We start from the raw sequence: 15796 nt of genomic DNA on the forward strand, positions 1-15796 counted from the left end.
TTTTTTCTTAAAACTCTAACTTAACACCCAAATTCACGCTGTAGGAATCCAAGTAATCGCGTTTCAAATCGGTATCGTAAAGCAGATAAGCTGACAAACCATTAGGGAAAATAGCATTAATCGCCAACCCGGCATTGTAGAAGCTATCATCCAGCAGATCGTCTTCTAGAGTAAGCACAGTTTGCGTTGGATCCCCAATATAGGCGCTGTCAATTGCTAAAGGATCATTGCGGTATTGATGCTCCCAATTGGCAATCAATTTAGGAGCGAACACAGCAACACTGGTATTGATCGTCCAACCCAACTCAACACCTAGGTTAGATTTGAACGATTCAAAATCTTGATCTTGCAAAGATACTAATACACCTTGGTTGTTGGTATTACCACGCGCCGATTCTCTGAGCTCATCAATACTGATTTCGACGTATTCAACAGCGCTGACTAAGTTAAGATAAAAACGTGAAAAGTTAAACGTATAACCTAAATTAACGGCGCTAGTTAACTGCGCGCCTTTGGTATCCGCCACGCCAAATTGGTTGATAGCCCCAAAATTCATGTACCGCTCAGTACTGTATTCACTGTCGGCATAACTAAAAATTGCATCAAGATAAAAATTACGCACTGGATAAAAGCTGGTAAAAATAGACACATTTGCATCGGTGTATTCAATCGTATTTTCACCTGTATAGTGAGTAATATCTGACTGGGTATAACCCACTGCAGCACCACCTACCCAACGATCACTAAATAAATAATCAACACCGAAGTAAAGATTATCTGCACCAATGTCAAACGAAGACGTGTCCGATTCGCCCACTGTCACATTACCACCAATAAATGTACCCCAGTTGCTTTGAACGTCGCCCGCCCCGGCCCCTAAAGTTCGCCCGGGGAGATATTGACCATTAACATTGAAAGTTAAACCAGACGTATCGACCGCTCTTAGCCCTCGGCGTACCCGTGACAGGTGCTGAGAAATATTTTCCGCTTGTTGATGACTGCTCTGCATACCCAAAAGCCCCATCGGCGCCAACGCTGTTGGCGCTAGCTGATCGAGCCCCGCTGCGATGTTTTCACTGTTCTGCAACGCGACGCAGCTATCATATAGGTCTTGTTGATCCAAGCGAGTGAACCCTTGAGACTCAATCGCTGAACACGCTTGATCTAGCACTTCAGCAGTACGACGTTGTTTTTCAGTTAGGCCTTGAGCGTTTTGTAGGTTGGCATCAAACTGCGGCTCGGGTTCTGGCTCTGGTTGAGCCTCATCGTTGTCGACAATCCACAACGTGTCTGATTCAGAAAAGATTGTACGGTTTAGACCACAATTACTTGTAACGGAACTCACATCTAGCACGATAGACTCTTCGAATCCGCCTTCAGTTGCCCGCCCCTCCTGACCAATAGTGTCATCGACTACTTGAAGTGCAACGCTAACTGGCTGGGCAAAGGGAACACCTTCGCTTTCATTATCTACAATTACCGAAAAGGTAAAATTAGGCTGCGGGATCGTAAAGTCTTCACCTTGATCGGCCGTACTGTCGGAAGCGGCGACACCCAGTGCGCCACTAATGGTGCAACTCTCGCTGGGGAATTGCTCATCTTCTAAGCGCCATTCCAGATCGACAAAGACTGTCCCTGCCCCCTCATTCACACGATCTCCCATCTCTCCAAAACTGACGGAAATAATCGACGAAAACGCGGAATGCGCAAAAACCATTAACAGCAAGGGTGCTAAAGATTGAACACGAAACATCATAATGACAAACCTCCTGTACGCCTTTTGCCCTCCACTAAATTGGCAAAAGGAAAATATGAAATGAAAACCTCCCCAACAAGCACCGAGGAGTCTAACGCGGGAGCGGATTCTACCACCTGTTTTTGGAATTAATCCCATTACATCAATAACGTTTGCGTATATAGAGATATTCGTGACGCCAATCACACTTTCACGCAATCAGCTCATACCCCGTCCCATAGCATCACCGACTCTGTACTCAACCTCCCCCAACAGGCCCCGCCTTCGCTCACTCCCCAATGCATTGCCTCAACAACAGTCGCAATCACTTCATGAAGGCCGTTTGCGTCTTAAAAAAGCGCGCCTGAGACCATTATTGTCTACACAATCTTTGATAAACCGCCCATTTTGGAGTTAGAATCTCGAAACTTAGCCAAGATTGTCGACAATTTCTCATGACATCACACAGCGCTCCATTCGAAACAAGCAATTTAACGCGTGCCGATGATGCGTTCCTGGCCTTACGAACCGCCATCGTCAAAGGCGAGATCGCGCCTGGAAGCAAAATCAACGAGCCGCAATTGGCGACGCAGCTAGGTGTCAGTCGCGGCCCGTTGCGAGAGGCCATTCGCCGTTTGGAAGGCTGTAAGCTTGTCGAAATCAAACCCAACGCCGGTGCCAGAGTTATCCAACTCAACGCCGAGCAGCTTCTCGAGATTTATGAAATTCGCGAAGCCCTTGAAGGTCTCGCCGCACGGCTTGCCGCAGAGCGCGCCGACGCCCAGCAAATTGAAGAACTCGAGGCGTTGCTGGGCACACATCACAGCGAGATCCAATCCGCTCACGGTGAGATCTACTATCAGGCTGAGGGTGAATGGGATTACCACTACCAACTGGTATCCATGAGCGGCAATCAACGCCTGTTCGATACATTATGTGGCGAGCTGTACCACGTTATGCGCATGTACCGCGTGCGTGCGAGCACCACACCGCAACGCCCCAATCAGGCGTTTAAAGAACATCAACACATCCTTGAGGCTATCGCTAATCGCGATGGCGAGCTTGCTGAAATTTTAATGCGCCGTCACATTCGTGGTGCACAAAGAGAGTTAGTCTCGCAGCTGAATCAAGCCTCTTCTAACCCCCAGCAAGACGAACAATAGGAGCAGCGACGTGAGCAGCACGAGTACACAGTCTCCCGGCAGTAAATTCCGACAAGCCTTATCAGATCATTCCCCTTTACCGATCGTCGGTGCCATAAACGCGTACACCGCCATGCTTGCCAAAACAGCCGGTCATCACGCGATCTATTTATCTGGCGGTGGCGTCGCCAACGCCTCTTTTGGCCTACCCGATTTAGGGATCACCTCATTAAATGACGTTGCTACCGACGCACAGCGGATTACCGATGCCTGTGACCTACCGCTGTTAGTCGACATCGATACCGGCTGGGGCGGCGCTTTTAATATTGCTCGCACCATTAAAACCTTAGAAAAAGCCGGCGTTGCCGCTGTCCATATTGAAGACCAAGTCGCACAAAAACGTTGCGGCCACCGCCCCAACAAAGCCATCGTCAGCCAAGAGGAAATGGTCGACCGCATTAAAGCCGCCGTGGATGCAAAACAAGATTCAGATTTTGTTGTCATGGCTCGAACCGATGCCTTGGCCGTGGAAGGTATGGATTCAGCCGTCGAGCGCGCCATAGCCTGCGTAGAAGCCGGAGCCGATGCCATATTTCCCGAAGCAATGACCGAGCTAGCGCAATACAAAACGTTTGTTGAAGCCGTCAAAGTACCGGTACTGGCCAACATTACCGAATTTGGCGCAACACCATTATTTAATTGCAAAGAGTTGGGTGAGCAGGGCGTCGCGATGGTGCTTTACCCACTCAGTGCATTCCGCGCCATGAACAAAGCCGCGCTCAACGTATACCAATCGATACAACAACACGGTGACCAAACCGCGGTTGTTGATTCAATGCAAACACGTGCCGAATTGTATGAGGTACTCGGGTACCACGCTTACGAAGACAAGCTCGATGCACTTTTTTCAAAAGAGAAATAGTTAAGGTTTGCGACACCTAATCAAAAACCAAACACTCATCGTTTTATTAACACTTAACGCCACTCACACAGCACAAAATCGGGGGACAACATGGTAGATAAAGCACTAGGTGGTGCCGGTCTAAGAGGCCAAGTCGCAGGAGATACTGCGTTATGTACTGTCGGAAAAACAGGAACAGGGTTAACCTATCGCGGCTTTGACATTAGCTTGCTCGCAGAAAAAGCCACATTTGAAGAAGTCGCTTACTTGTTATTGCGCGGCAAACTTCCCAACCAAGCCGAACTCGATAGCTACCTCAACAAATTGCAATCCCTGCGCGGCTTGCCTCAAGCATTAAAAGAAGTATTAGAGCGCATTCCCAAAACCGCCCACCCTATGGACGTGATGCGAACTGGCTGCTCCATGTTAGGCAATCTCGAAACCGAAGACGATTTTGCACAACAAGACGACGTCATTGACCGCCTAGTAGCCATCTTCCCCAGCATCATTTGTTACTGGTACCGCTTCTCACACGACGGCGTGCGCATTGAAACCGAAACCGACGATAAAACCGTCGGCGGCCACTTCTTGCATATGTTACTCGGTGAAAAACCTAGCGATCTATTTGCCAGCGTCATGAACGTCTCTCTAATTCTTTACGCCGAACACGAATTTAACGCTTCAACATTTACTGCACGTGTTTGCGCATCGACATTATCCGATATGCATTCGTGCGTTACTGGCGCTATCGGCAGTTTGCGCGGCCCACTTCATGGTGGCGCAAACGAAGCCGCCATGGACATGATCGAACAATGGCAATCCGCCGATGAAGCCGAACAAGCCATGCTCGGTATGTTAGAACGCAAAGAAAAAATCATGGGCTTTGGCCACGCCATTTATCGCGAGTCCGATCCCCGCAATGCCATCATTAAAGAATGGTCAAAAAAATTATCGGACACAGTGGGTGACACACACCTCTACGACGTATCCGAGCGTTGCGAATCCGTGATGTGGCGAGAAAAGAAACTATTCTGTAACGCCGATTTCTTCCATGCCTCGGCTTACCATTTCATGGGCATTCCCACGAAATTATTTACCCCTATTTTCGTCATGTCCCGCGTTACCGGTTGGGCTGCGCACGTAAAAGAACAACGCGCTAACAATCGCATCATTCGCCCCAGCGCCAACTACACCGGCCCAGAAACATCGGAATGGATCTCGATAGAAGATCGCAAGTAGGGAAAGAGCGATGGAAAATCGTAAGTAAAGAATCGAAGATCGAGATTAAACATCATCAATTTTTAAATTCTTGAGCGTCTGAATGCGTACAAATTTTCGTGCTGGCAAGTAAGACACCGCGCACAACACCGGAGTTTACTGGTAGTAAATGAGGGTGTGAGGACCGGACTGACGCCACCAGCACGGAAAAATATGCTTAGTCAGATGCTCAATCGTAAGAGGTAAAACTATGTCTGCTAATGTAGATCTAAACCAGCGCCCCGCGCCGGATCAAGAACTTGTCGATATCGCTGAATATGTCGTCAATTATGAAGTCACTTCAGAAGAAGCCTACAACACCGCCCGCAATTGCTTGATGGATACGTTAGGCTGCGGCTTTTTAGCGCTGCGCTTCCCCGAGTGTACAAAGTTACTCGGCCCACAAGTCGAAGGGACCATCGTACCTAACGGTGCGCGTGTACCCGGCACACAATTCCGTATGGACCCTGTCAAAGCCGCGTGGGATATCGGTTGTATTATTCGCTGGTTGGATTACAACGATACCTGGCTCGCCGCCGAGTGGGGCCACCCTTCCGATAACCTAGGTGGCATTCTCGCGGTCGCGGATTATATTTCGCAACGCAATGTCGCACAGGGTAAAGCGCCACTCACCATGCGCGAAGTCCTCACCGCCATGATTAAAGCCCACGAGATTCAAGGCGTACTCGCGTTAGAAAATTCATTCAACCGCGTTGGCCTATGTCACGTCATGTTAGTGCGTATTGCTACCACAGCGGTCGTGACCCACATGATGGGCGGCACCAAAGAACAAGTCATCGATGCCCTCTCCCACGCCTGGTTAGACGGCTCCAGCTTACGCACCTATCGCCACGCACCCAACGCAGGCCCACGTAAATCTTGGGCAGCCGGCGATGCTACGTCACGCGGCGTACGCTTAGCGGATTTTGTTATGCGCGGTGAAATTGGTTATCCCAGCGTATTAAGTGCAACAACCTGGGGCTTCCAAGACGTACTCTTTAAAGGCAACAAGTTATCCATTAGCCGCCCTTACGAAAGCTATGTAATGGAAAATATTCTGTTTAAGATTTCGTTCCCGGCTGAGTTCCATTCACAAACCGCTGCCGAAGCCGCTGTGATTCTTCACCCGCAAGTGAAAGATCGCATTGGCGAGATCGACAAAATCGTCATGCACACGCACGAATCGGCGATTCGCATCATCAGTAAAGTCGGCCCACTGAATAACCCAGCCGACCGCGATCACTGTTTGCAGTACATGACAGCTGTTCCGCTTATCTTTGGTGACTTGGTAGCAGAACATTACGAAGATTCATTCCATGCGGCCCATCCAGAAATTGATGAGCTACGCGAGAAAATGGAAATCGTCGAAGACGAACGTTACAGCCGTGAATACCTCGAAGCGGATAAACGCTCAATCGCCAACGCCATTCAAATCTTCTTTAAAGATGGCACCAGCACCGAGAAGGTGGAAGTGGAATATCCCGTTGGGCATCGCCGTCGTCGTGAGGAAGGTATTCCTTTGCTTGAGCAGAAGTTTAAGAATAACTTGGCGACGCGTTTTCCTGCGGCTAGAAGTGGGAAGGTGTTTGGGCTTTGTAAGGATGCGGATACGTTGGCGGCTACGCCGGTTAATGAGTTTATGGAGATGTTGGTTATTTAGGTTTTATTCTTTTGTTTTGGGCTCGTCTAAGAGTTTTTACTCTTTGCGAGCTTTTTAAGACCTAAATAGTTTTAGTAAAGGTTTCGCCTTGGGGCGAGTTACTTCTTTTATTTGGCTAAAAGAAGTAACCAAGAAAATGCCACCCTACAAGCCGGCCTTCGGCTTCTCTGCGTTACTCACAACTGAGCGGGCCTGCGGAACTCGCTTCGCTCAGACAGTCCTCGGCTTATCCGCTCAGTTGCTCCGTTACTCGACTGCTTAAAAGGGGAATGTTGACGCCCACGACTGTAGGAAATTTCGAGTAAATCGACATAATTTTTGAATGCTTGAGCTAATTATTCGCCATTCTCACCGAAAATGCACATGGAGCCCACATATATAAACAACAAGGATAAACTCTAGGTTTAAGAATCTTCCAAATACCCAACCATACTTTCGGTATATGTCGATATCATTTTTTCTACATCATCATACTCGTCTTCGCTTAAAAGCTGATACGGTTGACTAAGCTCTATTTTTTTATCGAACTCGTATTCTGTATCTATCTCTGACCCTATTATTAACTGTGTTGTTGTTGGCAGCTTTTTTGATACATACTCAAGAACCTTAGGTAAATTAATATGGTCTTGCCCTTGCTGATTTGGGGAGTCTATTACTATTGGAATAAGAAAGTCTCCATTATTAACAGCTGTTTGCCAAATTGCAGCATAATATGCCAAGATCTGCCTAGGACCACCGCTTCCTGAAAGAGCGGGCCTGCTAGTAAGCTTTTGCCTTTTCATTTCAATTGATGGCAAGTTAAGTGATATAAGTGCAGTAGAATAAGCTTTTCTATAATCCTCAAGTATTCGTTTTGACCTTTTGTTATCCTTAAGACCGTTAAGCTTTTCATCTAATACTTCAATTTCACCCAGTTTAACACCTATTTGACTCTCAAGGTCAGCTAGCTCCGTAGAAAATGCATTAAATGCATGTTCGGCACTCATGCTGTTTACGACATCTTTAAAATTCATTTCTCCTTTTTTAGCTTCTAGTATTTCGGATATTTTTTTGTAACGCGCTTCTAGCTTATTCATTTCATCTTGCGATGCATGATGCGTTTTTGTTAGACCAACTAAATCGTGGTTAAGTTCTAACACCATTGTACGCAGAATTCTCGCATCTTCCGCATAGGTGAATAAATCTAGAAAGTTCTCAGTATGCTCTGCATCACATATCGGGCATACTAGTTTTTCTCTCTCGTGTTCTAAATAATTAGTGTCTCCTTCATACACTTTTAGCGCATCCTGAGACAACACTATCTGCGCCCGAACAGAAGATATTAACTCTCGTTCTTTGACAAGCATTTTTCGTAGTTTTTCTTGTTCCGCATTTAAAAAAGATACCTCCTCTGTCAATTGATCAATTTCAAGACTAAAGTTTTCCGCATCGACTTTTGGTCCTGACATTGGTAAAGAATTCTCTAGACGAACTTTAGCCCTGTCTAAAAATTTTTTCTCGCTCCTAAGATCTGATAATGCTAACTGTGCTTGCTTTTTTTTAGCATCATGCTTATACCATTCGAACGGCTTTATCCCGGTAAAGTATTCCAAAATCGCTCCCATAGGTGTTTTAAACCTTTTGGAGCTTGGAAATGTGTCCCAACCAGCTTGCCAGCTTCCATCTTGATCAATATAAAAAGGAAGGAAAAAACATGCAGGATCAGCAACAACTGTTTCGAGATCACCTTTATTTGTTACAAGTAGGTTAAATCCTGTAACCTCAGCAAACGCCTTACTCCACTCAACATGATCCCCAGTGACGGTCAATAGTTGATCGCTTTCATCAAACAGCCCCCGATACCCCATGTGTTGAGCTACCTTAAAGCTTTTACCTTGAACTTTGAACTGTACAATGGAAATAGTTGCCTCATCCCATTTCTTCAATTTTCCTTGCGGTTTAGCCCCCAGAGTTTTAAATATGCTTTTAATAAGACTGGATTTTCCCGTGTGATTAACCCCTACTATCAGATTTGTCTTTGGGTGAAACTCTATCTTTCTCGCTCTCTTCTCTTTTTGAGATAGAAGATATACCTTTTCTAATTCCAATCTTTTCATAAGATTTTGTCCGGAGGCTTCTTGTTAATTTCCTTAGATTTGGTCCACGCATGATTTAATAGCCCTCAACGCGATAACAGCAAATATTGCAGGTTTTCTAACATCAGGAAACTCCTTTTCCAAAATTGAAAACATACTTTCAAAAAACGGTTTTAACTCTTTTGGGTCAGAATTTAGCCCTATTAACTCATCACACCTATTTTCCAAAGACTGAATTGTGTAATCCCGTGTACCCAGTAATTGATTGCGATATAGCTCAGAAGCCGCGCTTTTAATGCTAGTAATTTCAAAAAAACTCAAACCCTCATCTTGCAACTGCTTAAGCCATTCATTTAGATGATCTAATATGTCAGGAACTGTCTCTAAATCTGAAAGAACATTTTCAAACTGACTTCTGGAAAATCCCTGATTTTCGGCTAATTGTGAAAAACTCATACATCTGTCTGTTTTAGCACCTAAGGGGCCTATTTTAGCTAGTAAACTATCAACGAGCGAGTGGGCTTGATTTGCGTGCTTAGGACTGCGCTTGTTTAAGAAACTATGAATCTCACCTACTAAATAAGTTCTAGGGTCATCAACTGGAATGCTTGTTTTAGAGACCTGAATCTTAGTTAAGTCGGGAGGTAAGTCTTCAGGCTTACCCATCATAGCTAGTGCGTCCACTAAAAGTTTTCGATGCTCTTCTTCTAGGTCAGACAAATAACATATAGCTGTAGTAGCGGCGTTGCCCCCACCGGTCAAAGATAAATTACAACCCGCGTTCGAAACAAAATGGCCGGACACTTCAATATTTTTCAACGAACTAACGGAAGTGTATAGCTTGCCTATTGTACTTTCTTTAACTTTTTCGAAAGGCTGTGGTTTACCATTTTTTTTGGAGGGTACATAGAGGCCCGTCAGATCCTTCCAGCCCCACTCATTTCGATCTTTCTTCTTTATTTGAAATATTTTTAGATTAGTTGGGCTTTTCAGAGAATCATAAATGGCAACATCTTGAATAACTTCAAAAAGAACTAAAAAATCATCACTTCCGCCAACTAAAGAGAACATTGTTGATATTGCCCAGTAACGCTGAAAATCAACGCCCTTTTGACCATGCCCACCCCCAACTTCGGAACCAGCATCATTTACTATTTCTATTAACTCTTCGAAATGATCCATAATAAATTAAATATCTGACGGAAATTGCTCTCTATTGTACATTTTTTGAATTAAGCTTCACGTAAATTACGTATATAAATTATGCCAGCAGCCGAAATTAATTCGCGCTAATTGCAGCGGAATAAATTGCTAAATAGGTAGCTATGATTAACGAAGTGAAATTTCACCCTTTTGATAAGCAGTCTCGCACTCAAACCAACTAATTGATTCGGCAGCAGAAATACTTGATTAATTTTGAGCATCAAAAGTAACCGGATAGCCCCAATATATCTAGTGATTTTTCATTTGCATTTGTTACAGGGATGTTAAGTATTCTTTGGATGGCACAAAATTCAACATTGGGGTTATGGCGACGTATCGGTTGCACTCTCGTGGGGCTTCTTTCTAGTTTGGAAATTAGGCGGGGTAAAGGGCCTTTCTTGGTGTTTGATGAGTTTGCTAGGTTATTTTCTTCCAAATTTGCATCTCTGATACATAAGGGAAGCTGAAAGAGTCGCCTAGGTCAGAAACGATATGTCGTATTTTCTCTGATATTTTTTGTTGGGTTTCGGGGTCTAGTGCGCCTATGAAGCTTGTTGAAAGTGCGCGCGCGACGACTGATTCGCCGCTTGAGGCTTGTGGGTTTGGTATAGACCACTCATCTACAAGTTGGATTCTGAGCTCCCACTTACCTTAAACAAAATGTAAATGCGTCACACTATTCAACAAGCGCGTACCCTATTCCACGCAAGTAGGTATCATACGTCTGGTTACTTTAGCCAACCTGATTGGCTGATTTTCACCCACAGACATATCTAACATTAATTCAAAAGGATTTGCCATATGCCGACTAGACGACAAGTCGCACGAACCAAGCAGCTTCTTCAAGCTAACCAACACGAGATTTTTGTAGTTTCAGTCCACGAGATGGATGCAATTATCAGGTCTTCGGCTCGATACTCTAACCCGATATTTCGAGATACGTGGGACGATCAGAAGTCGAAGCTTGAAACGACTGCAAATTACGCCGGAGCTGGCGGAGATGCAGTAGTTTTAACTAAGCTCATTGCCGATCTCGGTGGTGCTGGCGCAAAAGCCTATGTTAAACACTATGGAGGAAAGCCCCACATTATTATTGGGGGAAGACCAGGATTGAGAAAGGTGCTTACTGGCACTAAGTATGGTGTTAAGAACCCGAAGGTAATTGCCATGGGTTTAGGCAAGGCTGGCGCTGCACATTCGGCTAAAATGGGTGGCATACTCAGTGTCGTGCTATTAACTGGCTATCGAGTTGCTGATTATGTGCTTACGGATGAAGCGACTCTAGGGCAACTTATCGGGCGCTTAGCAACAGACGTAGTAAAAGTAGGTATAGCAACCGGCGCTTCAATTATGGCTGCGAACGCCATTGTCACTGCAGGTGTTACCGTTGCAGTAGGCCCTATTGCCGCTGTTCTAATTGTTGGAGTGCTCTCGACGATAATACTGACTGCCATTGATGAACAATTCCACATCACCGATCGACTTGTAGCTGCCCTCGAAGAAATAAATCAAACTCTTCTAGATCGTATAGAGTCAAAAGCCGAAGAGCTTGCAACAGAGGCGCTAGCATCCGTTATTGATTACACCGCAGAAACGGCCAGAAGAATAGCAATTGACTTTGCACGACATGGCCTGGAAAGATTCTTAAGACCAACATTGAGATAGAGCGTTTTAATGCAAGATCAGGAATACTCGGCTGTCGCAAAATGGTCAATGGTAGTGTTGTTCGCGGGCATACTGCTGTTGACCACTGTTTGGGGTTTCACCGCCATTCAAACAATTTTGTCAGCGGTTTTTCAAAATACTCCGGTAATGACATTTGATAAAAGCGGGTTTTACATGCCCGGCTTTGCTATTTCTTCAATCGGCTTTTTAGTCGCTTTACTTTATCAGCCAATTACTAAGTCGCAGCCTTCAAAACGAGCCAATAACGTTATCGGCACGCTTTTAATTGCTGGCATCGCAATCGCTTTTGTCCTGCCCTACATTGTTCATTCGCAAGTCGCACAGTACGCAGCAAACAACAGATACATAGAATGTAAAGCGGCGTCACATCAGTGGGTTTTTTATCACCGCATTGTATATACAATTGATGGTATCGCCTGTAGTAGTGAGCTTAAAAACACTAGCAACTAATCTAACCAATAGAAATCACTTGAACTCAAGACTTTTAAACTGGCTTCTTGCGCTACTTTTTATCGGACTTGGTGTCTCGTTATTTTTATTTGATTCTATAACTATACCAAGCCGAGGTGGCGCAAGGCCGCATCATATTGAGGGGTTAGGCGTTTTTTTAGTTGCAGCCCTACCACTAAGTTTCGGTGCGGCTATTTTATTGGGCACAACCTTTCCAAAGTCACCAAAGTATATCGGAACCACTATCCTACTACTTGGTTTTACTTCCTTCTTTATCGGTTTTCTCATTTAACTATCTTGTCTGTTTTTCATTCTCCCCTTTCAAGCCGTCGAGTAACGGAGCAAGCAAGAGGCAAAAGCAGAGGCTGTTTGAGCGCAGCGACCGAGCCAACGGCGACCAGAAATAAAAAGCCTCAAGCTTCTCTCGGTTGTGAGTAACGCAGAGTATCCAAAAATCGGCTTGTAGGGTGGCATTTTCTTGGTTACTTCTTTTAGCCAAATAAAAGAAAAATTTGCAGGAACAAATTTGGACCGCTTATTTAGCGGGACCGCAGGTCTGAGATGCAGGACGCATCGAATCAACTACCTCACCCAAAGGCGAAACCTTTAATCTATAGCGAATATTTCTTCACAACCAGTGAGGGCAGGTTAATCGTGTCCCCTTTCAAGCCGTCGAGTAACGGAGCAGCGGAGAGAAGTAGCCGAGGCTGTTTGAGGAGCGGAGCGACGAGTTTCCGAGGCGGCTCTCCGATGTGAGTAACGCAGAGTAGCCGAAGGCCGGCTTGGTGGGGTGTCGTTTCTTTTGGTTCCTTTTCTTTGGACAAGCAAAGAAAAGGGACTCGTCTTAAAGACGAAACTATTTTTACAAGCACATCGCTAAAAGGCGGAACATTATAAAAAGGAAAAAAGGGGACAAGGAAAAAAGGGGACGGAGGGATTATTAAACATCCAGCTGTTTGCTCGCGATTTGCCAGGTCCAGACAGCCGTCATGCAGACACACAACAAACTGAGGAGAACCACCGACTTCCATCTTAACTGATAAAAATCGACTACTACTCCCGGCACACTCTAAAAGTGGTAAGACATTTGCAAAATAAACGCATGCCAGCGTTTTTTCAGCGCACTGTAATCCACTTCCTCGCTGCCGTTGATAAATGCAGCACCTCGATTGCTGGAGAACTCACCGGTTACGCTCCAGTCCGGCGTGAAGTACCAGCGAGCGCCCAGCGATAGCGCCTTTTGGTATTGGGTCACCGGATTGCCCCCGACTGTTCGTTGGTAATCCTCGCCATCCCTGTCCTGATCATTGAAATACAACTCTTCGTAACGCCCATACAGACTGATTTGACTGGATAGCAACCACTCCACTTGCCCGTAGTATCCTTCGAGCTGTGAATCGCTACGACTGTCTCCTAGAACTGTGGGTATGTGTAACACTTCAGCATTGTTGATTGCTATATCCGCGTTCAGGTATTCCGCCGTAATAATCCAATCTGCCATTGAATACTGAAGTGATAACAGCTTAAGCAGGGCGGAGATTTCCATTTGAGTAATGTAGGATGTAAACAATGTGGGATCCGAGGCCAGTGCCACTCCCCCAGCAAACTGCTCCGCAGGTGTAAAATTCGGAGCGTCATCATAATCGGAAGAGGCATCTACCAGCGACAAAGCCAACGTCATATCTCGTAGGGCACCGCTGGGCAAAAATTCAACCTTGAAGATTTGACTTTCCAACGAGTCAAAGTCGCCGGGTAACTCGCGCTGAAAAATCAGATACTCCAATGAGCTGCCATCCAGACCAATCTTTCCATAGGACAAGTCAACATTGATGTCCGCCAGTGCATGGTTGAAATTGAAGTAAAGGTGCCCGCCGTCAGTGGCCAGCAGAACATTACGCATACTTTCAAAGTAAACTGACTGTGGAACAAAAATGCCTGGCCGTGCATGGGGCACGTCACGGGTGGTATTGTAAACTCCGTAGGGTAGCTTAGTGCGCCCGAGCCTCACGCCGACCATCGCAGAAGCGGACACCAGATATTTGTAGTCCACCAATAGAAAATCTACGGTCGGATCTCCATCATCGATCTCCCAGGCCTTGCGCGACATCAATTGGCCAGCCAGTCGAAACCGATCAGTGATCTGCCAGGAGGTGTTCAAGCCAATTTCCCGAAGATTGAAATTGACACCGGTATCGTCATCAAACAACGGATTATCGTCGGAAAACACCACGGACTGGCTGATGAAGCCTCGGAATTGAGGTTCCGCTGTCCACCCCCAACTGGACACTAACAGCAGCACAATAGCTACTGAAAAACGCTTTAGCTTATTACGTCTCATGTGCTTTCACCGTTAGCATCGCGTCATCAATCCGGTCGACCTCTGCGCTATCGATATAGCCAATCGCACCTGGAGTGGCGGCCACTTTTTCGATCATTTCTTCAACCGAAGCCACCACTTGTGGAATCGTTCCAGTACCACTGAAAACCAGCCGATGCCAGAAACGATCGAGTTGATAAGGCTGCATATGCAGGTACCGTTGTACGAATTGTCTGTGCAACGTGATGTCTTTCGGCATTATGAATACAGAGACCCTGGAACCATTCGACCAGGCGCGCTTTTGCATGGCGTAGATTCGCACCAAGGCACCGCTATTCAGGGTTTCCTGACTAATGGAAGGATGGTGAATCAACAGCGGATCAGCACGTACTGCGGTAGCCGCAGAGAATAACCACACAGCAGCCAGCAGCAACCTGAAGGCCTGCGAAAGAGTTGTTTGAGCTGTGTGGAGCAGAAAATTGATCACAGGCGACATGAACTAAATGAACTGAATGGAATAACAAGTCAGTTTAGACCAAAAACGACGGAAACGGGGGCGGAGGGATTATTGAATAATCAGCATTTGATCATTATTAAATCCCTCCGTCCCTTTTAACTCATGTGATCGCGAGGGTTGCGCTCTTGCTCCCCCTCAAGCCGTCGAGTAACGCTGCAAGCAAGAGGTAGAGCTGAGGTTGTTTGAGCGAAGCGACCGAGCCAACGGCGACCAGAAATAAAAAGCCTCAAGCGTCTCTTGCTTGTGAGTAACGCAGAGAAGCCCAAGGCCGACTAGAGGGGTGTCGTTTGATGTACAGGGATGTTCGAATGCCGCGAATGCATGGATGCATAGGAACTCGTCTTAAAGACGAAAAATTTAAAAAATACCATTCGAATAGTTTAGAGCTGTGTATCGGATACACTCTGCGCAAGCACGCCACACAAGATGAATAGAGCGCCAAATCAATAAACCGAGCGAAACCCCAAAACTTTACCTATTCAATTTGTTCGATTAGTTCTCCATAAGCCCCGCGTTGTTATAACCTTGGATTGTAAAAATCTCACCCCTTCTCGCGTTCAACAAAATAACTTATTGATTCACCGTAATATTTTGGTCGCTCTATAAATATTTATTGCGCGGTAGCATTTGCCCACCGCTAGTGAGTAGCACTTCACATTTTTCAGATATGTGTTAGTTTTAATCGGAATATAGTTAATCTGATAAGGGCAAGCTGATCCGAAAGGGCAGCACGCAAAATTACCGGTCTAAGGCTTATGTATAGCTATGACAGCGGGATCGCCAGATTGGACACGAAGCTCTCCGTGCTTTTCTCCTGTCTTGATTTCGCATTGGAATTTTGACCCCGCGTTGT

The 15796-nt window shown here is 45.8% G+C and carries 11 protein-coding genes and 1 riboswitch; of the genes, 6 read left to right on the forward strand and 5 right to left on the reverse strand.

The window, feature by feature from the left end:
* Positions 1-7: 7 nt before the first annotated feature.
* The gene (locus tag ACZ5NB_RS15140; protein WP_460233073.1) at positions 8-1756 is read right to left on the reverse strand and encodes an autotransporter outer membrane beta-barrel domain-containing protein; all 1749 of its coding nucleotides are present in this window, start codon (positions 1754-1756) and stop codon (positions 8-10) included.
* A gap of 434 nt (positions 1757-2190) precedes the next feature.
* Between ACZ5NB_RS15140 and ACZ5NB_RS15145 the strand changes: the two genes are divergently transcribed.
* From ACZ5NB_RS15145 to prpD, 4 genes are all read left to right on the forward strand, one after another.
* A complete protein-coding gene (locus ACZ5NB_RS15145) occupies positions 2191-2898 on the forward strand; it encodes a GntR family transcriptional regulator (RefSeq protein ID WP_460233074.1) in 708 nt (235 codons plus the stop codon).
* 10 nt (positions 2899-2908) lie between these two features.
* Positions 2909-3799, forward strand: coding sequence for a methylisocitrate lyase (gene prpB / locus ACZ5NB_RS15150; protein WP_460233075.1), 891 nt, complete (start codon positions 2909-2911; stop codon positions 3797-3799).
* Between the two features lie 90 nt (positions 3800-3889).
* Positions 3890-5017: a bifunctional 2-methylcitrate synthase/citrate synthase gene (gene prpC, locus ACZ5NB_RS15155; protein ID WP_460233076.1), complete on the forward strand. Its 1128-nt coding sequence runs from the start codon at positions 3890-3892 to the stop codon at positions 5015-5017.
* A 229-nt stretch (positions 5018-5246) separates the two neighbouring features.
* On the forward strand, positions 5247-6695 hold the full coding sequence (gene prpD / locus ACZ5NB_RS15160) for a 2-methylcitrate dehydratase (protein WP_460233077.1): 1449 nt from the start codon (positions 5247-5249) through the stop codon (positions 6693-6695).
* A 404-nt stretch (positions 6696-7099) separates the two neighbouring features.
* Here the strand turns inward: prpD and ACZ5NB_RS15165 are convergent, their stop codons facing one another.
* Together ACZ5NB_RS15165 and ACZ5NB_RS15170 are read right to left on the reverse strand one after the other, a co-directional pair.
* Positions 7100-8791 carry a hypothetical protein gene (locus ACZ5NB_RS15165; RefSeq protein ID WP_460233078.1) on the reverse strand — a complete coding sequence of 564 codons (1692 nt, stop codon included), beginning with the start codon at positions 8789-8791 and terminating at the stop codon, positions 7100-7102.
* A 33-nt stretch (positions 8792-8824) separates the two neighbouring features.
* Positions 8825-9952 carry a dsDNA nuclease domain-containing protein gene (locus tag ACZ5NB_RS15170; RefSeq protein ID WP_460233079.1) on the reverse strand — a complete coding sequence of 376 codons (1128 nt, stop codon included), beginning with the start codon at positions 9950-9952 and terminating at the stop codon, positions 8825-8827.
* A gap of 822 nt (positions 9953-10774) precedes the next feature.
* Between ACZ5NB_RS15170 and ACZ5NB_RS15175 the strand changes: the two genes are divergently transcribed.
* Positions 10775-11638: a hypothetical protein gene (locus ACZ5NB_RS15175; protein ID WP_460233080.1), complete on the forward strand. Its 864-nt coding sequence runs from the start codon at positions 10775-10777 to the stop codon at positions 11636-11638.
* Between the two features lie 9 nt (positions 11639-11647).
* Positions 11648-12109 (forward strand): hypothetical protein, encoded by a 462-nt coding sequence (locus ACZ5NB_RS15180; protein WP_460233081.1) that lies wholly within the window; start codon positions 11648-11650, stop codon positions 12107-12109.
* Positions 12110-13178: 1069 nt separating this feature from the next.
* On the opposite strand, the gene ACZ5NB_RS15185 is transcribed toward ACZ5NB_RS15180, so the two are convergent.
* Positions 13179-14447, reverse strand: coding sequence for a hypothetical protein (locus ACZ5NB_RS15185; RefSeq protein ID WP_460233082.1), 1269 nt, complete (start codon positions 14445-14447; stop codon positions 13179-13181).
* Entirely contained in the window at positions 14437-14844 is a 408-nt protein-coding gene (locus tag ACZ5NB_RS15190) for a hypothetical protein (RefSeq protein WP_460233084.1), read from the reverse strand. The genes ACZ5NB_RS15185 and ACZ5NB_RS15190 overlap by 11 nt, the downstream gene beginning before the upstream one ends.
* A gap of 795 nt (positions 14845-15639) precedes the next feature.
* A riboswitch (cyclic di-GMP riboswitch) is annotated at positions 15640-15728 on the forward strand.
* Positions 15729-15796 lie beyond the last annotated feature (68 nt).

This window comes from Aurantivibrio plasticivorans (genome assembly GCF_055392955.1).

Excerpts from the sequence above, each read along its gene's own strand:
- ACZ5NB_RS15185 (WP_460233082.1), bottom strand. The coding sequence starts at position 14,447 with ATGAGACGTAATAAGCTAAAGCGTTTTTCAGTAGCTATTGTGCTGCTG.
- ACZ5NB_RS15140 (WP_460233073.1), bottom strand. The coding sequence starts at position 1,756 with ATGATGTTTCGTGTTCAATCTTTAGCACCCTTGCTGTTAATGGTTTTT.
- ACZ5NB_RS15175 (WP_460233080.1), top strand. The coding sequence starts at position 10,775 with ATGCCGACTAGACGACAAGTCGCACGAACCAAGCAGCTTCTTCAAGCT.
- ACZ5NB_RS15170 (WP_460233079.1), bottom strand. The coding sequence starts at position 9,952 with ATGGATCATTTCGAAGAGTTAATAGAAATAGTAAATGATGCTGGTTCC.
- prpD (WP_460233077.1), top strand. The coding sequence starts at position 5,247 with ATGTCTGCTAATGTAGATCTAAACCAGCGCCCCGCGCCGGATCAAGAA.
- ACZ5NB_RS15165 (WP_460233078.1), bottom strand. The coding sequence starts at position 8,791 with ATGAAAAGATTGGAATTAGAAAAGGTATATCTTCTATCTCAAAAAGAG.
- prpC (WP_460233076.1), top strand. The coding sequence starts at position 3,890 with ATGGTAGATAAAGCACTAGGTGGTGCCGGTCTAAGAGGCCAAGTCGCA.
- ACZ5NB_RS15145 (WP_460233074.1), top strand. The coding sequence starts at position 2,191 with ATGACATCACACAGCGCTCCATTCGAAACAAGCAATTTAACGCGTGCC.
- ACZ5NB_RS15180 (WP_460233081.1), top strand. The coding sequence starts at position 11,648 with ATGCAAGATCAGGAATACTCGGCTGTCGCAAAATGGTCAATGGTAGTG.